The following is a 25258-nucleotide window of genomic DNA, read 5'->3' as shown; positions in this document are numbered from 1 at the left end:
AAATGAACAACGCTTAATATATGAATAACAGACTTAAATATATTAATAAAATAGAGAAGAAATATTATATAATTTCTTCTCTATTTTTGTATATTATTTTTCTACTTCAATTTTATCTTTTTTCAAGAATTTATTAAGTAGGTTAGAAGCTTTAGCTTTATTTTCTTCTACTTTTTCAGAAAGATTTTCAATTTTTTGATCAGTATTTTTTTTGAATCCAGTAACATTAGATTTCATATTATCAACAGATGATTGTAATCCGTTGATTGATGATGCTAATCCTTCCGCTGAGTTGAATAGTGGATCTAATTTTTCAGATTTAACTTGTAAATCTTCAGCAAGGATGTTTGTGTTTTGTAATAAAATATTAGTTTCTGCCATAATTGGCTCTAAGTTACCTTCAACTTTTTTAACTGTTTCATTTAAATCTTTAGCAAGAGCAAGAGCATCTTCTGCTATGTTTGTAACATCTTCTACACATTCAGTAGCAACAACTACAGATTTTCTAACAGTTTTAAGTGTAATAGCGGTACTTATACATAGGATTAAAACACCAACACCTGCTAAAAAGATTCCAGCGTATGCTAAAATTAACCAGTTTATATCTAACATAAAGTTTTCCTCCTTGGGTTATTATAATCAATTATATTTTAAGTTTATTATAAATACAACTAATTATTTTGATTTTTGTTCTATAAATTTGTGGCAAAGTTTATTGATATTTCCTGCTCCCATAAATAGAAATACACTATTATCAAAGTTTAGTTTATCGAAATCTTCTTCACTATTTATAATTTGGGAACCTTTAGTCACTTTTTGTAAGTCTTCAATACCTACAATTTTTTCTTTTTCACGTACCGAAGCAAAGATTGGGCAAAGGAATACTTTGTCTGCAGTCTTTAAGCTCTCAGCAAATTCGTTTAAGAATTTAGCTGTACGTGTATATGTATGAGGTTGGAAAATAGCGATAACTTCTTTATCAGCATATTTTCTACGTGCACTGTTGATTGTAGCTTTAATTTCACTAGGATGGTGAGCATAATCATCTACAATAATATTGTTTCCAATTTTGTGTTCGCTGAATCGTCTTTCCGCAGGTTTATACTGACTAAGAGATTCTTGAATTTTTTCTACACTAATTCCGTTTATGTCTGCTAAAGCAATAGCTGATGTTGCATTAGAAATATCATGTAATCCAAATACTGCCATAGTAAATGTCCCGAATAATTCAGAATTTTTATAAATGTCGAATTTACTATGTTCTGATGTAGTTTGAACATTTTTAATTTGGTAATCATTTCCATCGTTAAATCCATATTTTACAGTTTTTGAATTTGCAGGTTTTAGTTGCGAAGCTAGGCGATCATCACCACAAATAACAACGGTATTTTTAACCTGATTTACAAAGCTTTGGAATGCATCAAACATATCGTGTTCATCATTAAAGTAATCTGGGTGATCAAAGTCAATATTTGTTACAACAGCATAATCTGGATGATATGCTAGGAAGTGTCTGTAGTATTCACATGCTTCAGCTATCATATACTCTGAATTTTTCTCACCGTGTCCAGTTCCGTCTCCGATTAAGTATGAAGTAACGTGACTGTGTTTGAAAATATTACTTGTCATAGTAGTTGTAGTAGTTTTACCATGAGCTCCTGTGATTGCGATTGAAGGAATCTCAGAAAGAAGTTTACCAAGAAATTGAGAGTAAGTGTAAGTAGTTAAACCTAATTCTTTGGCTCTTCTGTATTCAATATGTGTTTCATTGAAGGCATTCCCTAGAATTACTTCATATCCTTCTTTAATATTTTCTGCCCCATAGTAGTACATTGGGATGTTTCTTTGTTCTAATTTTTCTTGTGTAAAAAAGTATGTTTCCTCGTCTGAACCTTGCACTTCATTACCCATATCATAAGCAATTTGTGCAAGAGAACTCATTCCGGAACCTTTTATACCTATAAAATGATATTTACTCATTATAGTATCTCCTAAGTTTTCATTAATAAAATAAAAAAAATTCTGTAATATTTTTTTCATAAGCAATTCAATTTTACAACAAAACTGATAAAAATTCAATAAATAGGAGTTTATTTCTGATAGGATATTTTCAAATTTTTTCTATATTTTCATTTTAGAATTAATAACTTTTCACATATAGTGTAGTCAATTTAAAAGAGGGCAATTTAGAAGTAAGTTTTCAAAATTGCCTCTCTTAGAGTTAATTAAATAAATTTATATTAGAAATAAGATTATTTTCTATTTTTTCTTCTACCAAGTAATAGTGCACCACCTAATACTAATCCTACCGCAGCTAATGAAGCTAAATTATTATTTGCTAGTCCAGTTTTAGCTAAGTGTTTTCCTAATTTTGAATTATTTATACTTGATGATAAGTCACTGTTTAACGGTGTAATTTGAGTAGGTTGATTATTTTGCACTGTAGGAGAAGTTTGTTTGTTATTTGAGTCGTTATGTTCTGAATCAGAAGTATTACCAACGTTAGAATCATTATGCGCAATACCGTTATTACCGCTACTAGAATTATTGTGAGTCATATCATGATTATCAGTGTCGATAGACGTATTATTGTTGTTTGAAGTATTACCACTGTTTTCATTATTTTGTTTAGAATTATTAGAAACTATTGCGAATTTACTAAAGTGATCTATTTCAAATATTACTTTTCCATCTTTTATAGTTGACTTCATAAGTTCTAACTCTCCGTTATCTTTTATGTGATAAACATCTACATCTTTTTCATCTTCTTTTAAGACAATGGCTACTGTACGTTTTGCTTTTGAATTAACTACATGATTGTCTTTGTCTAAAAGTTTTAAATCTAATATTCTGATTTGATTGTCTGCAGGTAAGTTTAATTTTTCTAAAACTGAATTTGCTAAGTCTTTATCTTCTACAGTAGTTGCAGAAAGTTTTGCCGCAACTGTTTTATCTGTTAAAGTAACTTTAACTCCTGATGCATCATCAGAGAATATATTGTTTATAATATTTTCAGATGGAGTCACGTTGTTTGTGTTAGTGTTTCCTGAATTTGAATTATTATTAGGTCTATTATCAGGAGTAGGTTTGTTTTCAGGTTTGTTATTTCCTGTGTTTTCGTTGTTTCCAGGTTTTACTTCAGTAGAACTATTATTAGCATTATTTGAAGTGTTATTTGCGTCATTATTAGCAGTGCTATTATTAGAATTTTCACTTGGTTTTGTATTGTCTACTGTTGTGTTATTGTTTGAGTTATTAGAAGGTTTATTATCTGGAGCAGGTTTGTTTCCAGGTTTGTTGTTTCCTGTATTTTCGTTGTTTCCAGGTTTTACTTCAGTAGAACTGTTATTAGCGTTATTTGAAGAGTTATTTGTATCATTATTAGTAGTGCTACTATTAGAATTATCACTTGGTTTTGTATTATCTACAGTTCCATTATTGCCTGAATTATTATCAGGTTTATTATCTGGAGTAGGTTTGTCTTCAGGTTTATTATTTCCTGGGATAGTTTCTTTATCATTTTTATGTTTAGTATACTCTTCTAATGCTTTATCTATGCTAGATTTTTCTTCTAAAATTTTATCTATAGATTTTTCTTCATCATACACTTTTTGAGCTTTTTCAGTAGCCTCTTTTAGTTTAGCGTATGCTTCTTTATTGATTCCTTCTTTATCTTTATCATCGTTAACTAAGATTTTAGCTGTTTCTAAAGGCAATAGAAGGTTTGCTCTTTCAGTAGCAAATTTTTTCGCAACTTCATCATTATCATTTTCAGTTGGTTTGTTATCGCTAGGAGTGTCAACTTTATCGTTAGGTTTGTTGGCATCACTATTAGATGGAGTGTCGACTTTGTCGTTAGGTTTGTTGACATCATTGTTAGATGGAGTGTCGACTTTATCATTAGGTTTGTTGACATCACCGTTAGTAGGAGTGTCAACCTTGTCATTAGGTTTGTTGGTATCACTATTAGATGGAGTGTCGACCTTGTCGCTAGGTTTGTTGGCATCATTGTTAGATGGAGTGTCGACCTTGTCGCTAGGTTTGTTGGCGTCATTGTTAGATGGAGTGTCGACTTTGTCGTTAGGTTTATTAACTTCGCTGTTAGTAGGAGTGTCGACTTTGTCGTTAGGTTTGTTAACTTCGCTGTTAGTAGGAGTGTCGACTTTATCATTAGGTTTGTTGACATCACCGTTAGTTGGAGTGTCAACTTTGTCATTAGGTTTGTTGGCGTCACTGTTTGATGGAGTGTCAACTTTGTCGTTAGGTTTATTAGTCTCATTATTATTAGATGTATCAGTGTTGTCACTTGGTTTATTTGTTTCAGGAGCAGGTGCTTCTTTCAATCCATTAACCGCTTCTTCAATTTCTTTTAATAGACTAGAACGAGTGTCTTCAAGATTTCTTGTTTCTTTAGCTTTGTTTATGAATTCAGTTGCTTTACCAATAGCTGTAGTTAAATTATTTTTAGATTCATCTGTATATTTATTAGCAGCAAGTTTATCGTTGGCTGATTTAACAGTTTCATCTAGTTTTGAAGTGTCATATCTAAGAAGGTTATAGTATGTTTGAACATCGTTGAATAATTTCAAGATTTCATTAGATTTAGGGTTGTTGTGTACTAAGTCTTCTAGTTTATCTATTTTTCCTTGAAGATAGCTATCTACAGCGTTGATGCTTTCTTCACTGTAGTTTTTACTATCTTTATCAGAATTGAAGTTAGCTACAGCTTCAGCGTTTGAAGTTCTTAGTTGAATAAGTAAATCATATTGATTTTTTAAATCTGATAGTTCAGTAAATGCAGTAGAAATTTCTTCTGTGCTGGCAATATTATTTTTCAATACATTTTGTGCTGCGTTGATTTTGTTACCGAAGTTTTTAATTACCGCCATATCTTGGCTCACGTTTGCATTTTTAAATACATTATTCCAACTATCATAGTATTTACTTGTAGTAGCTTCGAATAGTGCGTTTAGTTGTTTTTTATCTGCAGTGATAACAGCATTTTCTTTAGGATATTTTACAGATAATACAGCTATATTTTCATGCTTGTCAGTACCAAATAATGTACTGCTTGCAAAAGTGTTAAGTTTTATTGTAGATGGTTTTCCTTCGATAGGTATTCTAATTTTTGAAGGATATTTATAAGAATTAGTTACATTATTGTAAGTAACGTCGGCAGTATCTTCTTTTAATACTTGAACATCTTTTTCAGTATTACCATCAAAATATGTAAGTTTACTCATAACGGCAACATTAGTTGTTCCATTATTCATAGGAATAAGATCTAATTCTAAGTAATTTTTTCCGTTTTCAGTTACTAGATACACGTTTTTAATTATTCCATTAGCCATAGAAGGACTAGTTAAATCTTGTTTTAATAATGAACCTTCTAATTGAACTTTATTATTAGAATCTGTAGAAGGAGATTCTGATGGATTACTTGGTTTATCTTGAGTTGAATCAGCAGAATTATTAAATGTATTTACAGCGTTATTCAGTTTATTTAATTCAGTTAGTAGCGCCTCTTCAGTAGAAGAATCATTGTTTAATAATTCTTTAGCTTTTGTTAGCTCATTAGTTAAAGTAACAAAGGCTGCTGGTTCTTTTTTACCTTGTTTTATCAGTTCAACTTCAGCAATTTTTTTCTTAAGTTGTTCTTTAGCTGAAACTTGTTCTGCTTCAGGGTTTTGAGAACCATTTAAGTCTTCTATAGCAAATTTAAATTGTTCTTTGTAGTAATCTGTCAAATCGGTATTTACTTGATCATCAGTGTCATTTGATTCAGGAGTTAGTTTGGCATGTTCAACATATGCTTTTGCTTCATCAATTAATTGTCTAAGTTTAAGTTTTGATTGAGTAATTTTGTTGAAATTGTTGTAAGCTTCTTCAGCTTTTTTAATTTCTCCAGAAAGTTCTTCAGTATTGATGCGAAGATAGTCTCCTAAATGTTGAACCACTCCTGTTAGTTCATCTAGTTTTTTATATACTGTTACAGTTCCTTCTTTGTCGAATTCGTTTGAGTAAGTTTCTTTTTTACCTTCTATATCCACTGGATCTAGAGAGTTTATTTTACTTTCAACTGCATCTAATTTTTCTTTAACTAATGCTTTACTTTCGTTAGTAAAGTGTGAGTTGTTCTTCCAATCATTTTCATACTGTTCTTTTGCATTTTGTAGTGATTTATGAAGGTTAGCCAATGAATCTAATTTAGTAGTTTCATCTAACAGTTTATTAATAATGTTATCTACTTCGTCTTTAGTTAGTGAATCACTATTTAAAAGTTGTTGAGCCTTAGTAATTAATTGATTGAATGAAGTTTTGAACACTGGTTTTAAATCTTTATAGTTATCTTGTACTGTGTTACTTGTGTAGTAATTAATTTTATCTCTTAAAGAAGCTTTTAGAGGTGATTCTTTTTTAGCTTCTAATTTCGTAGAGTAATCGATATATAAGTCTGTTGGACTTGTAAAGTTATCGATTCCATTTTTTCCTAATGAGAATGAATCTTTAAAATTGAAATTTCCTAGAAGGGCTATTTCAATATTTTTCTTAGTAGCATCGACTGTAAGTTTTAATTTAGTAGGGTAGTCGCGACCTCCAATATTTTTTGTCTCTAAAACAACGGCATCGGCATCTGTATTTCCTAGACTATTGTATTTGAAAGTGTCTGCTAGAGCAAAATCGATAGCTCCACCCATGATTTTAGGTTCTAATGTTAATATTACTTCGTTTTTACCATTTCCTAATTCGTGAACTTCTACATTTTTTATAAGTTCTGTTAAATCACGACTGTATCTTGTTTTAATAGGTTTGTCGCTACCTCTTTCTACGAATTTCGCAGTTACATTATATGGCTCTGCTGGCTTAGTAGTATTTTCAACAGGTGCGGCAGGAACTGGTTCTCCTTTTCTACCATCTTTTGTAGTAAGATTATTTATCGCTTCAGTTAATTGTTTAACAAGGTCTGATGTCTCATTGATTTGAGGGTTATAACTGTTTGTTTGGTTAATCCAGTCTTTAGCGTGATTTAATGCTTGATCAAATTTTTCAAGACTAACAGGTTCATATTCACTTCTAATTTTTCTGTCAGCGATATCTATTATTCTTTTTAGTTCTGTAGTATTGTATCTTAAGTATGTAAAGTTAGCATTGTCGAAGTCTTTTATTAGTTGAACTAATTCTTTTATGTTTCTTGTATTTTTTAATCCAGGAACACTCTTAATGTAATTTTTGTAGTTTTCGATACTTTCTTTAGTGTATGTTTTTTCGTTATAAAGATCAAAGAATTCTAATAGTTTTGCAACTTTAATATCTAGTACTTCTCTTAATGTTGCAATGTCTTCCATTTCGTGAATAGGAGTAGAGATTTCATAAAGTTTATCGTAGTTAGCACTATCTGAACGTTTTAATTCTTGTAGTTTTGTTACAGCTTCGCTAATTTTAGCTCTTTGTGAGAAGTCTGCGGCTGTGTCTGAAGTGTTCTCTTTTGTCAGTAGCCATTCATTAACTTTATTACCACGATCAATCCAATTTTGAATTTTTTCGTTTAATTTTTCTTTATATTTAGGGATAGCTTCGTTGCTTTTTTTAGCAGCTGAGTAGTTGATGTCTAAAGCAAATGGACCTGTTTGTTGTTTGACTCCATTTTTATCAATATAAGTCATATTAGAAACAACTAATTGTTCAGCTTTTAATTCACCAGGAACGCTAAAGGCAACAAGATGCTGATCTTCAGCAGAAGGACCTAGTTTAACGTTTGTATCTAAACCAGAAACTTTATTAACGACAAAGCTTGTAATTTTACTAACTTTATCAGGGTTAGCAACAAGATTAATTTCAATATCTTGTCCTTGTTTGTAGATACCTACTAAAGACTCTTTAAATAGATTTTTAATTTCTTCTTTATTATCAACTACTTTTTTATAGAAATCTTGTTGGCCATCGCTAGAAACAGTTACCATTGTTGGTGTTTTGAAGTCAGTAGTAGTGTAAAAACCATCATCTTTTAAATCGTGATTCACATCAAAGTTATAAAGTTGAATATAATATTTTAAAGTGTTAATTGCATTTTGTGCAGTTTTTTCTGTATAAGAATTAGCGGTCAGTTTTGCTTTTGCAGCAGCAGCCTCGCTCCACATGTTATACCAAGGAGTTGTATCGATAACATCATCTGGAACTTGATGATTTTCAAATGTTACGTGGTAATATGGAAAGTTAGAAGTTTTGTGGAAAAAAGTAGTTCCTAAATATCTATTTGTGATAGACTGATCGTTAAAGATTTTATTTATTATTTCATTTAGTTCAGCCTTAGTTTGTTCAGTAGCTGCTTTATCTCCGAAATCAGCTTTTGCTATATTGCTATTCGTTGGCCAAGCTTGAGCTGTGATAGAAGATATAGTAAGTGCCAATGCAACACTCATACTAGATTTTAATAATTTATTTGTTTTCATGGATATTCTCCTTTTGTATATAATATAATAATTTATTCTAATATTAATTTTCTAGAGTTGATTAAAAATATATGATACTATAAAAACTATTTACATAAACACTATTAAATCAACCTTTAAAAATAATAGACACCTATACTATAACATAAAAACGTTTCAATTGAAATAGATTATCAGTATCTTTTATATTAAAAATAAAATAAAATTTCTTGAATTAATAAAAATTATACTTACTAATTTAAAATAATATTTTAAATTTAGTATTTTTATTATTTAGTAAAAAGACCGAAGAAATACTTGTATAGGCTTATTTATAATTTTTCCTATTTAAAAAATGTATCCAATTTAAAAAAATAATTTTTCTTAGCTTATTTTAAATTTTCTTTTTAAAAATTTACTTAATATTTTTCATGTAGTATAATCTAAAAGGAAATATTTTTATAAGGAGAGCAAGATGGCGAAATTTTATGCAGTAAAAAAAGGTAAAAAAACAGGAATATTTTCTACTTGGGATGAGTGCAAAGAGCAGGTGACCGGATTTAAAGGTGCAGTTTATAAAAGTTTTAAAACTTTGTCAGAAGCTGAAGCTTTCCTAGAAAGAAATGAAGAAAAAATTGAAAATATTGAAGAAGTTGATGGTGTATATGCTTATATCGATGGTAGTTTCGACAGAGTAAGTGGCATATATGGTTCAGGTGTAGTTATAGTAGATGGCGATAAAAAACATGAATATAAACATGCTGGGAATCGTGAAGATTATGCTCAATTACATAATGTTGCTGGAGAATTGGAAGCTGCAAAATTTGTTATGTGGTATGCTGTAGATAAAAAGATTAAAGAGATTACATTATTTTACGACTATCAAGGGATAGAAGCGTGGGCAATTGGAGATTGGAAAACAAATCTTCCTTATACTCAAGATTATGTAAAATTTTATAATAAGGTGAAGATGGCAGTAAAGGTTAATTTTGTGAAGGTAAAAGCTCATACCGGAATTGAGTTGAATGAAGCTGTGGATAAGCTTGCGAAAGAGGCTATTGAACAATTTAAAAAAGAAAATACTAAGTAAGATAAAGCAAGGTGCAGACCTAAAAGTCCTAAAATTTAACAAAGTGTATATGATAACTCATAGACACAGTGGTTTATTGATATCTAAATTCGCTTTAGAAAAGCTTTTTAGATATCTAATAAACTGTGTGGGGGTGACTCGACAAAATCTTGTTTCTTAAGAAATCACGATTTTTGAGTCACTCCCTTGTTTTTTATTAAAGCTTAAAAGATAAATGTGTTATAATTATTAAAATATAATTGAATTCTAGAAGAAAGAGGGTGAATAAGTGAACACAATAATAAACAATAAACAAATATTAAATAAGATGGCTAGTCTAATATATAGGGATAAAAAACGTATAATAATTGCATTGATAGTTTCAATTGCTTCTTATTATTTTACGTTATATCCAACAGATAGATTGAGTTATATTGTTGATGGTATAGCGAATGGAAATATTGATTTTAATGGTGTAGTTAATGAAATTCTTAGAATTGTTTTAGCTGGGATCGCATTATATATAGTCTACTTCTTTAAAGAATACTATACTTTTATAGGTTATGACAAAGTCATTAAAGACATGACATATGATATTCAATACGATATTTATAGGCACACTCCGGTATTTTTTAACAAATTCAGTATAGGTGAAGTAATTAGTAGATCTACGAATGATATTACAAACTACATAGCTCCACTTTTTGGGTATGGTATTCTATTAATTTTTGATGGAATAATTTACAATTTATTTATAAGTATTCTTATATTTAACAAATCGAATTTTATCTATTTATTGCTAATTCACATACCACTAGTAATACAAACTATTTATTTAGTAAGTAGACGAAAAGCACAAGAAAAGTACTATAATGAAATGGCGAAAACTATGGATGAAATCACAGAGGAGACTTTAGAGAATGTTAAAGGTATTCGAGTTATTAGAGCGTATAGCTTACTGGATAAAGTGAGAAATAGTTTTGTAGGAAAACTTAGAAGTTATGCTAGAAGTAATGAAGAATACATGAAAAAAACTCTTGTCTATCAACCGCTTAATACAGTATCGTTAGCGACAAGTTATATTATAGCTGTAGCTGGAGGATTTTACTTTATTAATTTAGGAATGATGACATTAGGAGAGTTGATTTCTGTCTGTGTGGTTATAGGTATGATTCAGTGGCCATACATTGCTTTATCTGAGTTGGTTGTTATGATTATAGAAGTTCGTCAAGCTACAAAAAGAGTCTTAGAGATCTCTGATAAAAAAACTGATGTTAATAATGACCTAGCTGAAAGTAATTTTGAGTTTAATAGTAGTATTGAATTTAAGAATTTTAATTTCAGTTACGAGGATAATACTCATGTGCTAGAAGATATTAATTTTACTATTAATAAAGGTGAAACTATAGGAGTAGTAGGAAAAACTGGTAGTGGGAAAACGACATTTGTTAAGCAACTGTTGCGATTATATCCGATAGATGAAAATACACTTCTTCTTGATGGTAATGGGATTGAGAAATACTATGATTATTCTGTTAGAGAAAAAATTGGCTATGCACCACAAGAATATCAGTTGTTTTCAAAATCTATAAAAGAAAATGTATTATTTTATAGATATGATTTAGAGGATAGATTAGACGAGGTGTTGGAACAAGCGGACATAAAAAAAGATATTAGTAGATTTAAAGATGGTATTGATACCCTTGTAGGAGAAAATGGTTTATCTCTATCAGGTGGACAAAAACAACGTCTAGGTATAGCGAGAGCATTGTTATCTGATCCTGATATCTTAATACTTGATGACAGCTTAAGTGCGGTAGATTCTAATACAGAAAAAACTATTATAGAAAATATTAAAAAAACCCGAGAAGGTAAGACTAATATAATAGTGGCTCATAGAATTTCTGCAGTAAGGCATGCTAATAAAATAGTTGTATTAGACAATGGTAAAATATTAAGTTTCGGAACGCATGATGAACTTCTTGAAAAATGCCCTTGGTATAGACAACTAGATGAGTATCAAAATAAGGAGGTAGAAGATGATGAAGAATAAAAATCCGTTATTTCAATTTCTTCCTTATATGAAAAAAGCAAAGAGATCTTATATAATAGGTTTTGTCTTTTCACTACTAAATGTAGGGCTAGGTGTTGCTGGTGTGTACGTGTTGTCGAAAGTTTTTGATGGAATAACTGGAGATTTAACACGTCAGATAATTCTAAAATCATTGGTGGTAGTAGCTGGTTATGGACTTATACTATTATGTTCGGGGATATCTAACTATATTAGAAATATTTACTTAGTAAAAGGAGCTAACGAGGTTTACGTTAGAATTCAGATGCAGGTATACGATCATATTCAAAGTCTACCGATTAAGTATTTCGATAATATGCCCGCTGGTTCTGTAGTATCTAGGATAACGAGTGATGTAAACCAAATTAGAACATTTTTCGTTTCGACATTTGTGCAGATATTAATAATTGTGCTAAAGATTATTTTTTCTTATATTGTATTATTTTATGTAGATGTACGCTTTGGATTATTTATGCTAGTGTTATTCCCGGTAATGTTTATAGTATTAAAAATTTACAACAAGTTATCTATAGATAGTATTAAGGGGTATCGACGTAAGTTTTCTCAGAGTAATGGGATTATCAATGAAAATTATCAAAATTTAGAAATCATCAAAGCTTTTAATAAAGAGAAAGAAAGTATTGAAGATTGGAATAAACATAATGAAGAAAGATATAAATATTGGAAAAAATTAAATCTAGTAGATAGTCTATTACTTCATAATATAACTGGAGTATTTAAAATAGTGATTTTCATAGGTATTGTTTATTACTATTCGTATTCACACTTTAATAATGTTTATGGTATTACATTGGGTATGGTATATCTATTTATAAATTATACTACTGATATAATTTATAGAATCGCAGACTTTACAATGGGGATTTCTAATTATATCAGAGCACAAGGTGCGGCTATAAATATTCAAGAGATACTTAAGCTAGAAGTTGAGGAAGACAGTCATAACGATATTACCGAGGATGATTTCCGAGGGAATATTAAATTCGAAGACGTGTATTTTTCTTATAAAGATGATTTTTATGTACTTCGTGATTTGAATCTTGAGATAAAAGAAAATCAAACTGTAGCCTTTGTTGGTCATACAGGAAGCGGTAAGAGTACTATAATGAATCTAATCGTGAAATTTTACAGTGCCACTAAAGGTAATGTATTAATAAACAATAGAAATATAAATGATTATAGTAAGGAGTATCTAAGAGAAAAAACGGCGATAGTGCTTCAAGACTCATTTTTATTTGAAGGTACTTTACTTGAAAATATTACGACTTCTAACGATGAAAAAATTGCTAGAGAAGCTTTATCTAGAGTTGGAGGAGATTTTATTTTAGAAAATCGCTCGTTAGGTTCAAAAGTAGAAGTAGGTGGCAGTAACTTTTCTACTGGTGAAAAGCAGCTTATTTGTTTAGCGAGAGCTCTAGCTAAAGATCCAAAAATCTTAATTTTAGATGAATCAACGGCTAATATAGATAGTGAAACAGAACAAAATGTAAGTCGAGCTATAGAAGAATTAAAACAGGGACGAACAACCCTTATAATAGCTCATAGATTATCTACGATAAAAAATGCTGATATGATTTACGTCCTTAGTAAAGGTAAAGTTATAGAAAATGGAACTCATGAACAATTATTAGCTCTTGAGGGAAGCTACAAAAAAATGTATGAAACCCAAGTAAAAGGATAAAAAAATAAAGGAGCGATTCGTAAAAGCAGATTCTGATGAATTCTGATTTTCGGATTACTCCTTTTTAATAGTTATTTTTTGAATACAAACTCGTATGCTAAATCGATATCTTTAAATGAAATCATTACAGTTTTATATCCTAATGGTTTGAAAAGTTCATTTACAGCAGTAGTAACTTTCTCACAAACTTCTACAGGGCGGTGTACCCAACCGATTTCAAGATTAGCTCTGCTAATTTCTTCTCCATCAAGAATAGCAACACTCTCGATTAAATCTAATGTGAATGCTTCTCTTGGTCTTTCGATTATTTCTGAGATTGTGTCGAAAAGTTCAGTGCTAACTTTTTTTAAATCTTCTTTTTTAAATCCTCTAGCAACTATACGTGGCATAATAAACCTCCATTTTTTGAATTCGTTTTCTTTAATTATATCATATAAAATTAAATTTTTGGTGAAAAATATATCTAAATAATAATTTTGTGTATATATGAAATTAAATTTTAATTTATAATAAATGAAGATAACTTTTACTATATCTGTAATCTAATGAAAATATTATGTTTTTTAGCTGATTAGAAAAAAAAATTAGAGTAATTTTTTGCTTATTTTACTTACAAATGTTATCATTAAGATAGGGGATGTGGTATGATATAAAGTAGGAAAAAAATATTAAATTAAATACTAAGGAGAAATTTTTATTAGACTTTTATATAGGAAATACTTTTCATTAATAATGTTGATTTTAATTTGCATTTCGATATTTTTATTTTCCAATCAAGTTGGTGAGGAATCTTCGAAGATATCAAGTGATTTAATCATAAGAAAATTAGGTCACTTTAGTGAATATATGATTTTAGGATTTTTTTCATTTTCTTATCTATCAAATTTATTTGTGAAAAGTAATGAATTTAAAGATTATAGAAAAACAGCAATAGTGAGCTTTGTATTTTCTGTTGTATACGCTTCTAGTGATGAATTTCATCAGACTTTTGTAGCTGGAAGAGATGGTAATATCATAGATGTACTAATAGACAGTAGCGGTGCTTTAGTAGGGATAATGATATCTAGTATTATGTATTTTCTTATTATGAAAAAATAGTGAAAAATATAGTGGTTTTTAGTTGTATTTTTTTTAGAAAAGTTATAAAATATTTACTTAGAGAAATAAAAGTTAAAAAATAAAAGGAGGAGTTTTTGATGCTTAAAGCGCTTATTGTAGAAGATGATAAATTATTAGCTTCATCGTTAAAAGCAGCAATCGCAGAAAAATTCGATGCGGATGTTTGTTATAATGGGCTAGATGGACGAAAATATATTGATGAAAATGTATATGATTTTATCATAACGGATAGTATCTTACCCGGAATGGGTGGAATAGATCTATTAGATTATATTCGTGAAGAAAAAGAACTGAAAATACCAGTAATTGTAATCACTATAGCTGAATCAACTGAAGAAAAGGCAAGAGTTATGAAGCATAGAGTAACGGAATATCTACCACGTGTAGCGGATGCTTCTCTTTTACTAACAACTATGGCTAACTTACTTCAACGTGAAAGTAACCTAAAAGGTGAAAATGAGATTACATATAAAGATTTAGTATTAGATCTTAAAAACGAATTAGTATCATCTAATGGTGGAACGTTAGAATCTATTAAAGGAAAATATCTTGAATTGTTATCTTTCTTTGTTATAAACAATAATATTGTATTAGAGAAAGAAGAAATTTTTGATCGTGTATGGGGTGTTGATTCAGAAACAACTATTAATGCGATTGAGGTTTACATTTCAGGATTAAGAAAAGAACTACGAAAAATTGGTTATGACAAAAACCTTAGAACTGTTCGTGGTGTCGGATATACTTTTGAGTAGGTAAGGATATGGAGTTTAATTATCCGATAGATTATACGCTATATAATACTGAGGAAATAACAACAATTATTAAGTTCTTAGACTTAATTGAAGAATGTTATTTGACAGGTGTGGAACTCATAGAGTTTAAATCTGCATATAAAGAATTTAAAAGTGTAGTTCGAGCAAAATCTGAAGAAAATTCATTGTATCGTGATTTTAAAGAAATTACAGGTTTTGATGGTTATTTAGCAGTAAAAGAAATGAAAAATGAAAAACCAAAAATTAAGCTTTAATGCTTGATTTTTGGTTTTTATTTTAGGTCAAGATATCCGTAATGAAATTTTGTGTTTTTTCTTATTATTTGAGTAAAATTAAATTTTTCGAAGATGTTATCTTTAAAATGTGCTTTTACTATTATTTTTTTTCTTGCGACTCTTTTTGCTTCTTTTATAAATTCTTCGTAAGGAAAAGTAGTGTCGGCTAAGGGAAGTATACCTTCAAGATTTCTTGATTCTGTAATGTTATGAGAAAACATAGGATCGAAGTATATAATGTCGTAACTATCATCAGGACAATTTTTTAAATAATCTAGACAATCAACATTATAAGTTTTAATATTACGCATTGCTTGATTAATTTCTATATTAGGAGAAATATAGTTTTTTAGACCGTTGGTTGTGATTAGGTGAATGATGTTATTTTTTTCTAAAGATATAACTTTATGTCCGTAATAACTTAGTAATATACTGTCTCCAGCTAGGCCCATAGTACAATCAAGAATGCTTTGTTCTTTTTCTTTGATTATTTCTACTAACGGTTCGTTATCTGAATTTTTTATCTTAAGAGCTGTTGTGTCTAAATGAAAGAAGAGTTCGGAATCATCTTCGAAGTAGCTTAATTTGTTTTTATAGACTACAAGTACACCATCTACTGAAGATAGTAGTTGTTTTATTGTTTTCTTGTTCCTAATAATATATTTTAATCTTAAATCATCCGCGAGTTGTTGAGCTTTTTCGTTAAGTTCTAAGTTTGTTTTTACACTAGTTGTTACTATTATATTTTTCATTGATTATAAAAGTTTTCTCCTCGGTTATGATTACATCTACTTTTTTATCGTGATCTTCTTTAGGGACATTATCTTGTAGTAGTTTATGGTAAGATAAACCGGCACTAATACCATATTCTCTAGATGAAAAATATTTATCATAGTATCCTTTACCATAACCAAGTCGATATCCATTTTTATCGAAAACGATAGAAGGTGTAATTACTAAGTCTATTTTTCCTTCATAGCAATCAGATGAAGTTGGTTCAAGTACTCCGAAATGTCCAGGAGTAAGTTCATCCCATGAATTTAAATGAATTAAATTCATCTTGCCATTTTCTATTTTAGGAACAAAGATTTGTTTTTTATTTATCCATTTTTTTATAAAAATTTCAGTTGAAATTTCGCTACCAAATCCTACGTATATGAATATTTTTTCTGAGGATTTGAAGAAATCTTGCTTTTCTAATATTGCAAAGATTGTATTAGTAGATGAGTTTCTATATGTACTTGATAAATTATTTCGTTCGGATATAAATTTTTTTCTAAGTGTTTTTTTCATAACGTATCACCTCACGTTATATTATATCATAAATCTAAATACAATTATAATTTTGATATAGTATAATAATTGAATGATGTATTTATGATTATGTAAATGAGAAAAAGTACATTATATCTGTAATAAAAATTTTTACGGTAAAGGTGTTCAAAAAGTTATTATAAAAACAAATATGGATTTTATTGGTAGATAAAATTATGATATGGAGATACAAGTTATCTATTAATTTTTAGAATTTTTATATTAAAGTATGTACAAGTATAATCAAGATTTTAAGAAAATATAAATGAATGTAAAAACTGTAGATGTTGCTGTAGGTGGGTTTCAGATTTTCATAATATTATGGGATTTTTATAAATATAAAAATCTTAAATTATGATTTGCTGCATCTACAAGATAAAAGTAGTAAAATAAAAAATAATTATTCATTATTTAATGGAAATAATAGTATAAATATGATATAATATAAAAGAAAATTTATGAGAAAGGAATCTTCTACAAATAATGACAAATTCAGAAAAAAATAAAGATTTATTAAGTAATGATGAATTGGTAAAAAATAGTAAAAAATCAGATGATTATTCAAACCTGCTTGAAAAAATAAGAAAGCAAGTTGATATAGAGAATTCTTCTACTTATACTAGAAAGACTCATAATGAACAAGAAAATCTTGAAGAAACAGTAATTATGCCAACTGTTACAGAAGAAGTAACTGATGAGTATGCCGAAACAGTTGTACTAGATAAAAATGAGCTAGTGCAAGCAATAGAGAAAGAAGAAGCGTTAGTAGGGAAAAAAGTAGAAAAAGTAGAAAAAGTTGAAGAAAAACCTGTAGTATTAGAGGTATTAGGGCTTAAAAAACGTATCGGATTAAAAACAATTGTTGAGGATATTACATTCGACATGCGTGAAGGAGAGATTATCGGATTATTAGGGCCTAATGGAAGTGGTAAAACTACAATTATGAGAATGATGGTAGGGTTAACTAAAAAATCAAAAGGTGATGTCTATTGTTTTGAAAAACCTTTAGGTTTAGGAAGAACTGCTATGCTTAAAGAAGTTGGAGCGATGATTGAAACACCTGAATTTTATAATTATATGTCGGGTTGGGCTAACTTAAAACAAATTGCACGTGTATGTGGTAAAAAAGTAACAAGAGCACGTATGAAAGAACTAGTAGAGTTCGTTGGTTTAAGTAAAGTAATTAGAAAGAAAGTTAAAACTTATTCTTTAGGTATGCGTCAACGTTTAGGATTAGCTCAAGCACTGCTAAACGATCCTAAAGTTCTTATCCTTGATGAACCGGTAAATGGATTAGATCCTCAAGGGGTTCAAGATTTTCGTAATAAACTTAAAGAAATAGCTGCAACAGGTGTATCGATATTAATTTCATCTCATTTATTAGATGAAATTGAAAAAGTTTCTGATAGAGTTATCGTTATCGAAAAAGGTAAAATTATCGCTGATGATAAATTAGAAAACCTAGTAGCAGATGAAGTTATTAAAACATTAATTTCAACTCACGATGTGGAAAAAACAGAAAGATTAGTAAGAGAATTAGGTGTTAGATATGAGCTGATTAAAGATGGATTTGTATTTGAAAACCTAAGTCGTGAAGAAAAATCTCGTATTATTACATATCTAGTAGCTAATAATGTTGAATTAGATACAATTCGTGAATTAACAACATCATTAGAGGATCGATTCCTACAAATCACAGGAGGGGAGAGAAAATAATGAAATTATTAATAAATGAATTTATAAAAGATTATAAAAAGAAAACTACATGGTTATATTTCTTACTGTCATTTGGAATTATTTTATTAAATAGTTATATTGCTAAAAGACAGTTTGAAGATGGAGTGGATGCGGTAAAAATACTTAGTGGAATAACAGTGGTCGCGGCGGCAACAGCAACGATATTCTCACTAATTATGTTAGCAAACAACTTATCTCAAGAATACTCAAAAGGAACTATTAAGTTCTTATATACAAGACCAAAATCACGTTCTGCAATACTTACTGCCAAAATAGTATTAGCGTTTATCAACTATATTATTTTCTTAGTAGTAGGAACAGTATTCGATTTCATGACTAAAAATTATGTATTCTTCAAAAATAAAATAGGGTTAAATCATTTAAATGACACTATAGAAGAAGGATACTTCGGAAGAACAGTTGTTAAACAAATAATTATAACAAATTTAGCTGATTTAGCAGTGTATATCTTCTTTGTAGCCATGGTAGTATTAGTTTGTGTAGTATTCAAAACTCAAATTCTATCATTAGTATTAGTTATGCTATCACTTTTAGGAACTGGATTAATTCAATCATTAACAATATTTGCAGTTTCAAAATTCTCATGGGCAAAATATCACATGTTTGACGTGCCGTTATTTAGCTCATATTACTCAAGTGAAGCAGGTCGTCACACTGTAAAAGAATTGTTTAAGTTCGACAATGCAAATGTGTTAATTATTATGTTAGTAGCATATAGTTTTGTATTCTTTGTAATTTCATACATTGTTAATGCAAGACGTGATATCACAATAGATTAGAGTATAAATCGTTAGGAGGTAGGTAAAATGAGAAGTTCATTAAAGAAAATTGAGCGAATTAAGGATATTCTGGATTTAAATGGAGATGTGTTATCATATAAATACACAGATGAAGAAATACGTTTTGACTTAGGTGAAGAACAATTAAGCAGTATTTTTAGTAGATTTATTAAGAGAAATCTTCCTAAGATTAAAGAGGGGTTACATGCAGGGAAGCTTGTAAAATGCCAAAGTGGATTAGGGATTTCATGTTTATTTATTCCGAGTGATAATGAAGATGATTTCTATCTAATTACTCCTTTCTTAGAATATTTAATACCAACTAAATTATTCCAAGAGTCATTAACAAAATATGGTGCAAGTATCAGTGAATTAATTTGTGATGTATATTTTTCATTACCAATTACACCGAGAAAAAAATTCAACTATTTAGTAGAATTATTAGTAGAAGATGAAAATGTAGACTTCTTAGATGCTATTGTTTTAATTGAAGATTCTAGTGTGAAAAATGTAAGAAGAACATCATCTAGAAAAAATACATACTTAAATAGCATTCTAGAGAGTGAAGTTAAGTTTAAACATGAAATTTTACAAGCCGTAGTAGAAGGTAATATTTCTCGTGTTAATATGCTTTTTGACTTACGTCGTAGAAATCACGGAGTAGAAGAATGCCACATTGAGCAAGGTGTTAACGTTCGTCGTAGAAAATCATATAATATGAATGATTTATTACGTTATGCTCTTGAACAACACAATGATGATTTCTTAGGAATTGAAGAATTATGGGTTAAAATTAAAAATAAACTTGATAACTATGACTTATCAGAAGATGTTATTAGAAGTTACTGTCTGTTAGTTGATAGAAATAAATATAAAGATAAACAAGCTGTAGTTCGAAATTGTATTGCTTACATCAATGACCGAATCTCAGAAAAAATTAGTTTAGACAATGTTAGTGATTATCTAGGTGTTAATAAGAGTTATCTTTCTTCTATCTTTAATAAAGATATGGGAATTAGTATTGTAGATTATATTCACGATAAACGTATATCTAACGCGTGCTATTTATTAGCGAATACTGATTTTTCAATTTCAGAAGTTGCAGATTATATTGGTTACTTCGATACTAGTTACTTCATTAGAATATTTAAAACACTAGTGAAAATGACACCTCTTAAATATAGAGAGTCATTATCTAAAAGATAATATAGAAAAGATTGTTGGCTAAAATAGTCAATAATCTTTTTTTATATGTTATGTAAATAATATATATCATTAATTTTGTATTTTGCTATTTGCATTTATGCAATTGTGGTATAATATAATCATTCTTAAAAATAGTAAATCATAGGAGATTAAAGATGATTTTTGCATTAGATGTAGGAAATACAAACATCGTACTTGGAGTATTTAGTAGTGAGTATAAGATGCTTCATTCATGGCGTATAGCAACGGATAATACTAAAACAGAAGATGAACTATATGTTATTATTAGAAATTTCTTTATTGATAAAGGGATTAAGTTTGAAGATTTTGATGGAGTTGTAATATCAAGTGTAGTTCCAAAAATGATGTTTGCATTAGAATTATTAAGTAAGAAATACTTTGAAAAAGAACCGATTATTGTTTCGGCTGATATTAACACAGGTATAAAGGTACCTGAGCCATATAGTAGTAAATTAGGTGCCGATCGTGTAGTTGATATTGTCGGAGCAAAAGTTAGTGGATATTTACCAGCTATAGTAGTTGATTTTGGTACTGCTACAACATTTGATTGTGTAGATGAAGATATGAATTATCGTGGAGGTATTATTTGTCCAGGTATGAATATTAGTGCGGAAGCATTATATTCAAGGGCAGCAAAATTACCTAGGGTGGAATTTGAAGCGGTGAGTACCTCTTTAGGAATGGATACTACTAGTCAAATGCAAGCAGGATTATTTTACGGATTCCTAGGACAGTTTGAGAATATCGTTAAGCATTTACAACAAGACTTAGGTAAAGATTACAAAGTAGTTTTAACTGGGGGCTTATCAAAATTTATAGCCAAGTACAGTGACGTAGTGGATATAGTTGACGAAGAATTAACTTTAAAAGGTATAATTGAATTGTACAAAATGAATAATAACAAATAATATTTGAAGAACTATGAAAAGGATATAACTACAATGAAAATTACAGTTTTTTGTGGAGCAAATAATGGAAAAAGTGAATTGTATAAAGAAAATGCAATAGAACTTGGTAAGTGGATTGCTAGAAACAATCATACTTTAGTATATGGTGGTGGGAAAGTAGGTCTAATGGGAGCTATTGCCGATACTGTCTTAGAAAACGGTGGAGAAGTCATAGGGATAATGCCACAATTTTTAGTAGACAGAGAAATTAGTCACAATGATATTAATGAACTGATTGTTGTCGATGATATGTCGGTGAGAAAAACTAAACTTGTTGATCTTGGTGATGTGTTTATTGCTTTACCAGGTGGACCAGGAACACTAGAAGAAATATCACAGGTAATCTCATGGGTGAGAGTTGGTAAAAAAGATGCTCCTTGTATTTTAATGAATATTAATGGGTATTATGACTTTTTAGAACAATATTTTGATAAGATGGTAGAAGAAGGATTCTTAACTATTGAAGATAGGAAAAACACTTTATTTACAGATAATATAGAAGAAATGGAACAATTCATAGCTGACTATAAAAATTTATAAACGTAAATAAATAGACAATAATGGAAATAAAATGTATAATAGTACATCGTAATAAGAAGTTCTAGAATTGAAAGGAATTTATTTTAATGAAAGATTATTTGATTAGAGGATTAGCCTTTAACGATGAAATTAGATTTTTTGTAACAAAAACTACAGATTTAGTAGAAGAAATTAGACAAAGACATGATGCTTATCCAACAGCAATAGCAGCAGTAGGTCGTACAGCTACGGTTACTACAATGATGGGGGCTATGCTTAAGAGTGGAGATAGAATTGATGTTGCCGTTCGTGGAGATGGTCCTGTAGGAACTATTTATGCATCATCGAATGAGTTAGGGGAAACTACAGCATATGCTAAAAATATGCAAGTTCATATTCCAAGTAATGCTCAAGGTAAGCTTGATGTGAAAGGAGTAGTTGGTGGCGGAAACATCACGGTAGTACGTGACTTAGGTTTAAATGAAAAGTATACTACTACTTCACCTATAGTATCAGGAGAAATCGCAGAAGATTTCAATTATTACTTCGCTGCTAGTGAGCAGGTTCCTTCTGCAGTTTCACTAGGGGTATTGGTAGAAACTGATAATTCTGTAATTGCAGCTGGTGGATTTATTTTACAAGTACTTCCAAATGCTACAAATGAAACGATAACAAAGATAGAACAAGCAATAAGTAATATTAAACCAATCTCTACCTTAATTCATGAGGGTAAAACTCCTGAAGAGATTGCAAATATAATCTTCGGTGGAGAAGAAAACTATCGTATCTTACATAAAAATGATGTAGTATTTAAATGTACATGTTCTAAAGAACGTTATGCTGACGCTTTAGTAACATTAGGAAAAGAAGAGTTAGAAGATATTGCTAAACAAGAAACTACGGAGTTAGTCTGTGCATTTTGTAAAGAAAAATATCATTTTTCTCAAAAAGAAATTACTGACTTATTAGACAATTTAAAATAATATTATGAATAAAGAGCCTTAATGATTAACATTTCATTAGGCTCTTGAATTTTCAATAAAAGTTTGGTATCATAAATAAAATTACTCAAAGTTTATATAGGAGGAGTTATGGAATTACTAAGAGAAATGGTTATTACCGATGGTAAAGTTTATGATAATAATGTCCTTAAAGTTGATTCATTTTTAAACCATCAAATCGATGTTGGCTTAATGATGAAAATGGCAGAGTCTTTTTACGAGTATTTTAAAAATGAAGAAATAACGAAGATTTTGACAATCGAGGCGAGTGGTATTGCGCCAGCGATTATGGTAGCAAACTTATTTAAAGTGCCGATGGTTTTCGCTAAAAAGAGTAAACCATCAACATTAAAAAATAATGATGTATACACTGCCGAGGTTCATAGCTACACGAAAAATATAACTAAAACTATAGTAGTTTCAGAAAAATTTATTAATAAAGATGACAAAGTACTTATTGTTGATGATTTTCTTGCTAATGGACAGGCTACTCTAGGTCTTATGGAAATAGTAGATAAGGCTGGAGCAGAGACAGTAGGAGTAGGAATACTAGTTGAGAAAAGTTTCCAGGATGGTAGAAAATTATTAGACGAAAAGAATGTCAATGTTTGTTCTTTATGTAGAATTGCTTCTCTAGAGGATAATGAAGTTAAATTTAATAAAGCTGATGATGAGAAATAAGAAAGGATTTAAATAAAATGTGGGAAAATAAATTTCAAAAAGAAGGTTTAACATTTGATGATGTGCTATTAGTACCAGCTAAAAGTGACATTTTACCTAAAAAAGTTGATTTAAAAGTTAGTTTAACGGAGAAAATTAAACTATCAGTACCAATTATTTCTGCTGCGATGGATACAGTGACAGAACATAAAATGGCAATAGCAATGGCTCGTGAAGGTGGAATCGGTGTTATTCACAAAAATATGACTATTGAAGAGCAAGCTGAACAAGTAAGAAAAGTTAAACGTTCAGAAAGTGGAGTTATTACAGATCCTTTCTTCCTTACACCAGATAGTCTAGTATATGAAGCGGAAAACTTAATGCAACAATACAGAATTTCAGGTGTGCCGATTGTAAACAATGAAGATGATATGAAAGTTGTTGGAATTATCACAAACCGTGATATGAGATTCTTAACCGATTTTGATATTAAAATTAGCGAAGTAATGACTAAAGAACACCTTATTACTGCGCCAGAGAAAACTACGCTGGAAGAAGCTAGTGTAATTTTACGTAGCCACAAAATTGAAAAATTAATTTTAACTGATGAAGCAGGTAAATTAACAGGATTGATCACTATTAAAGATATTGAAAAATTAGCTAAATATCCTAACTCAGCAAAAGATGCTAAAGGGCGTCTTCTAGTAGCCGCGTCTGTAGGTATTACTAACGATACAGTTGATCGTGTTGATGCTTTAGTAGAAGCTGGAGTAGACGCTATCGTAGTTGATACTGCTCACGGACACTCTAAAGGGGTATTAGATGCAGTTAAGACATTAAGAACTAACTATCCTGATTTAGATATTATCGCTGGAAACGTAGCAACTGGAGAAGCTGCTCGTGATTTATTTGGAGCTGGAGCAGATGTTGTTAAAGTTGGTATTGGTCCTGGATCAATCTGTACTACACGTGTAGTTGCAGGGGTAGGAGTTCCACAAATAACTGCTATCTATGACTGTGCAACAGTAGCTCGTGAATTAGGAAAAACAATCATTGCTGATGGTGGAATTAAATATACTGGAGATGTAGTAAAAGCTATCGCAGCTGGAGGACACGCAGTAATGTTAGGTTCTATGCTTGCAGGTTGTGAAGAATCTCCAGGTGAATTAGAAATCTTCCAAGGTAGAACATTCAAAGCATACCGTGGAATGGGATCAATTTCTGCTATGGAAAAAGGATCTAAAGACCGTTACTTCCAAGAAGATGGTAAGAAATTAGTTCCAGAAGGAATCGAAGGACGTACACCTTATAAAGGTGCTGTTTCTGAAACAATTTACCAAATCATTGGTGGATTACGTGCAGGTATGGGTTACACTGGTTCACGTGACTTACGTGCTCTACGTGAAAACTCACAATTTGTTCGTATGACAGGTGCTGGATTAATCGAATCTCACCCACACGATGTTCAAATTACAAAAGAAAGTCCAAACTATTCTAAATAATAATTATAGATAATAAGAAGCTAGGAGCTTGAAGTTCAAGTTCCTAGCTTTGTTTTAGGGCTCTTTGTCAAATTCGGGGCATGGAGAAAAATAGGAAATAAGATCTAGGCAGC

Annotated in this window: 20 protein-coding genes; 14 read left to right on the top strand and 6 right to left on the bottom strand. The window is 30.0% G+C overall.

Annotated elements, in window-relative coordinates:
• Positions 1-93: 93 nt before the first annotated feature.
• From RYK99_RS01955 to RYK99_RS01945, 3 genes are all read right to left on the bottom strand, one after another.
• Entirely contained in the window at positions 94-612 is a 519-nt protein-coding gene (locus tag RYK99_RS01955; RefSeq protein WP_314989657.1) for a DUF948 domain-containing protein, read from the bottom strand.
• 63 nt (positions 613-675) lie between these two features.
• Positions 676-1980 carry a UDP-N-acetylmuramate--L-alanine ligase gene (gene murC, locus RYK99_RS01950; protein ID WP_314989654.1) on the bottom strand — a complete coding sequence of 435 codons (1305 nt, stop codon included), beginning with the start codon at positions 1978-1980 and terminating at the stop codon, positions 676-678.
• Between the two features lie 272 nt (positions 1981-2252).
• Positions 2253-8450: an LPXTG cell wall anchor domain-containing protein gene (locus tag RYK99_RS01945; RefSeq protein WP_314989652.1), complete on the bottom strand. Its 6198-nt coding sequence runs from the start codon at positions 8448-8450 to the stop codon at positions 2253-2255.
• Between the two features lie 454 nt (positions 8451-8904).
• Here RYK99_RS01945 and RYK99_RS01940 point away from each other — a divergent pair, with 454 nt between their 5' ends.
• The 3 genes from RYK99_RS01940 (at position 8905) to RYK99_RS01930 (ending at position 13271) form a co-directional block, all read left to right on the top strand.
• Positions 8905-9519, top strand: coding sequence for a ribonuclease H family protein (locus RYK99_RS01940; protein ID WP_314989648.1), 615 nt, complete (start codon positions 8905-8907; stop codon positions 9517-9519).
• Between the two features lie 268 nt (positions 9520-9787).
• Complete coding sequence (locus tag RYK99_RS01935) at positions 9788-11551, top strand: ABC transporter ATP-binding protein (protein WP_314989647.1); 1764 nt, start codon at positions 9788-9790, stop codon at positions 11549-11551.
• Positions 11538-13271 carry an ABC transporter ATP-binding protein gene (locus RYK99_RS01930; protein WP_314989646.1) on the top strand — a complete coding sequence of 578 codons (1734 nt, stop codon included), beginning with the start codon at positions 11538-11540 and terminating at the stop codon, positions 13269-13271. The genes RYK99_RS01935 and RYK99_RS01930 overlap by 14 nt, the downstream gene beginning before the upstream one ends.
• A gap of 71 nt (positions 13272-13342) precedes the next feature.
• On the opposite strand, the gene RYK99_RS01925 is transcribed toward RYK99_RS01930, so the two are convergent.
• The gene (locus tag RYK99_RS01925) at positions 13343-13660 is read right to left on the bottom strand and encodes a DUF1904 family protein (RefSeq protein ID WP_314989644.1); all 318 of its coding nucleotides are present in this window, start codon (positions 13658-13660) and stop codon (positions 13343-13345) included.
• A 343-nt stretch (positions 13661-14003) separates the two neighbouring features.
• Between RYK99_RS01925 and RYK99_RS01920 the strand changes: the two genes are divergently transcribed.
• The 3 genes from RYK99_RS01920 (at position 14004) to RYK99_RS01910 (ending at position 15417) form a co-directional block, all read left to right on the top strand.
• Positions 14004-14369 carry a VanZ family protein gene (locus RYK99_RS01920; RefSeq protein WP_314989642.1) on the top strand — a complete coding sequence of 122 codons (366 nt, stop codon included), beginning with the start codon at positions 14004-14006 and terminating at the stop codon, positions 14367-14369.
• A 98-nt stretch (positions 14370-14467) separates the two neighbouring features.
• Positions 14468-15142 carry a response regulator transcription factor gene (locus RYK99_RS01915; protein WP_314989639.1) on the top strand — a complete coding sequence of 225 codons (675 nt, stop codon included), beginning with the start codon at positions 14468-14470 and terminating at the stop codon, positions 15140-15142.
• A gap of 8 nt (positions 15143-15150) precedes the next feature.
• Positions 15151-15417 (top strand): UPF0223 family protein, encoded by a 267-nt coding sequence (locus RYK99_RS01910; RefSeq protein WP_314989638.1) that lies wholly within the window; start codon positions 15151-15153, stop codon positions 15415-15417.
• Between the two features lie 17 nt (positions 15418-15434).
• Here the strand turns inward: RYK99_RS01910 and RYK99_RS01905 are convergent, their stop codons facing one another.
• On the bottom strand, positions 15435-16190 hold the full coding sequence (locus tag RYK99_RS01905) for a class I SAM-dependent methyltransferase (RefSeq protein ID WP_314989636.1): 756 nt from the start codon (positions 16188-16190) through the stop codon (positions 15435-15437).
• The gene (locus RYK99_RS01900; protein WP_314989634.1) at positions 16165-16731 is read right to left on the bottom strand and encodes a 5-formyltetrahydrofolate cyclo-ligase; all 567 of its coding nucleotides are present in this window, start codon (positions 16729-16731) and stop codon (positions 16165-16167) included. The genes RYK99_RS01905 and RYK99_RS01900 overlap by 26 nt, the downstream gene beginning before the upstream one ends.
• Before the next feature lie 504 nt (positions 16732-17235).
• Here RYK99_RS01900 and RYK99_RS01895 point away from each other — a divergent pair.
• From RYK99_RS01895 to guaB, 8 genes are all read left to right on the top strand, one after another.
• Positions 17236-18468: an ABC transporter ATP-binding protein gene (locus tag RYK99_RS01895; protein ID WP_314989632.1), complete on the top strand. Its 1233-nt coding sequence runs from the start codon at positions 17236-17238 to the stop codon at positions 18466-18468.
• Positions 18468-19289: an ABC transporter permease gene (locus RYK99_RS01890; RefSeq protein WP_314989630.1), complete on the top strand. Its 822-nt coding sequence runs from the start codon at positions 18468-18470 to the stop codon at positions 19287-19289. The genes RYK99_RS01895 and RYK99_RS01890 overlap by 1 nt, the downstream gene beginning before the upstream one ends.
• A gap of 27 nt (positions 19290-19316) precedes the next feature.
• Positions 19317-20495, top strand: coding sequence for an AraC family transcriptional regulator (locus RYK99_RS01885; RefSeq protein ID WP_314989628.1), 1179 nt, complete (start codon positions 19317-19319; stop codon positions 20493-20495).
• Between the two features lie 155 nt (positions 20496-20650).
• Positions 20651-21424, top strand: coding sequence for a type III pantothenate kinase (locus RYK99_RS01880; protein ID WP_314989626.1), 774 nt, complete (start codon positions 20651-20653; stop codon positions 21422-21424).
• A 33-nt stretch (positions 21425-21457) separates the two neighbouring features.
• A complete protein-coding gene (locus tag RYK99_RS01875; protein WP_314989624.1) occupies positions 21458-22003 on the top strand; it encodes a TIGR00730 family Rossman fold protein in 546 nt (181 codons plus the stop codon).
• A gap of 86 nt (positions 22004-22089) precedes the next feature.
• Positions 22090-22965, top strand: a complete 876-nt coding sequence (gene hslO, locus RYK99_RS01870; protein WP_314989622.1) for an Hsp33 family molecular chaperone HslO — start codon at positions 22090-22092, stop codon at positions 22963-22965.
• Between the two features lie 108 nt (positions 22966-23073).
• Positions 23074-23664 (top strand): xanthine phosphoribosyltransferase, encoded by a 591-nt coding sequence (locus RYK99_RS01865; protein ID WP_314989620.1) that lies wholly within the window; start codon positions 23074-23076, stop codon positions 23662-23664.
• Positions 23665-23681: 17 nt separating this feature from the next.
• On the top strand, positions 23682-25145 hold the full coding sequence (guaB, locus tag RYK99_RS01860) for an IMP dehydrogenase (RefSeq protein WP_314989618.1): 1464 nt from the start codon (positions 23682-23684) through the stop codon (positions 25143-25145).
• Positions 25146-25258: the final 113 nt, after the last annotated feature.

This window comes from uncultured Gemella sp., assembly GCF_963537375.1.
Lineage (GTDB): Bacteria > Bacillota > Bacilli > Staphylococcales > Gemellaceae > Gemella.
This window is presented reverse-complemented; position numbering and strand designations above follow the sequence as displayed.

Bases quoted from the DNA above. Each gene is read 5' to 3' on its own strand.
- RYK99_RS01940 (WP_314989648.1), top strand. From the start codon at position 8,905: ATGGCGAAATTTTATGCAGTAAAAAAAGGTAAAAAAACAGGAATATTT.
- murC (WP_314989654.1), bottom strand. From the start codon at position 1,980: ATGAGTAAATATCATTTTATAGGTATAAAAGGTTCCGGAATGAGTTCT.
- RYK99_RS01925 (WP_314989644.1), bottom strand. From the start codon at position 13,660: ATGCCACGTATAGTTGCTAGAGGATTTAAAAAAGAAGATTTAAAAAAA.
- RYK99_RS01915 (WP_314989639.1), top strand. From the start codon at position 14,468: ATGCTTAAAGCGCTTATTGTAGAAGATGATAAATTATTAGCTTCATCG.
- RYK99_RS01880 (WP_314989626.1), top strand. From the start codon at position 20,651: ATGATTTTTGCATTAGATGTAGGAAATACAAACATCGTACTTGGAGTA.
- RYK99_RS01945 (WP_314989652.1), bottom strand. From the start codon at position 8,450: ATGAAAACAAATAAATTATTAAAATCTAGTATGAGTGTTGCATTGGCA.
- guaB (WP_314989618.1), top strand. From the start codon at position 23,682: ATGTGGGAAAATAAATTTCAAAAAGAAGGTTTAACATTTGATGATGTG.
- hslO (WP_314989622.1), top strand. From the start codon at position 22,090: ATGAAAGATTATTTGATTAGAGGATTAGCCTTTAACGATGAAATTAGA.
- RYK99_RS01890 (WP_314989630.1), top strand. From the start codon at position 18,468: ATGAAATTATTAATAAATGAATTTATAAAAGATTATAAAAAGAAAACT.
- RYK99_RS01900 (WP_314989634.1), bottom strand. From the start codon at position 16,731: ATGAAAAAAACACTTAGAAAAAAATTTATATCCGAACGAAATAATTTA.
- RYK99_RS01875 (WP_314989624.1), top strand. From the start codon at position 21,458: ATGAAAATTACAGTTTTTTGTGGAGCAAATAATGGAAAAAGTGAATTG.
- RYK99_RS01955 (WP_314989657.1), bottom strand. From the start codon at position 612: ATGTTAGATATAAACTGGTTAATTTTAGCATACGCTGGAATCTTTTTA.
- RYK99_RS01905 (WP_314989636.1), bottom strand. From the start codon at position 16,190: ATGAAAAATATAATAGTAACAACTAGTGTAAAAACAAACTTAGAACTT.
- RYK99_RS01910 (WP_314989638.1), top strand. From the start codon at position 15,151: ATGGAGTTTAATTATCCGATAGATTATACGCTATATAATACTGAGGAA.
- RYK99_RS01895 (WP_314989632.1), top strand. From the start codon at position 17,236: ATGACAAATTCAGAAAAAAATAAAGATTTATTAAGTAATGATGAATTG.
- RYK99_RS01865 (WP_314989620.1), top strand. From the start codon at position 23,074: ATGGAATTACTAAGAGAAATGGTTATTACCGATGGTAAAGTTTATGAT.
- RYK99_RS01920 (WP_314989642.1), top strand. From the start codon at position 14,004: ATGTTGATTTTAATTTGCATTTCGATATTTTTATTTTCCAATCAAGTT.
- RYK99_RS01930 (WP_314989646.1), top strand. From the start codon at position 11,538: ATGATGAAGAATAAAAATCCGTTATTTCAATTTCTTCCTTATATGAAA.
- RYK99_RS01885 (WP_314989628.1), top strand. From the start codon at position 19,317: ATGAGAAGTTCATTAAAGAAAATTGAGCGAATTAAGGATATTCTGGAT.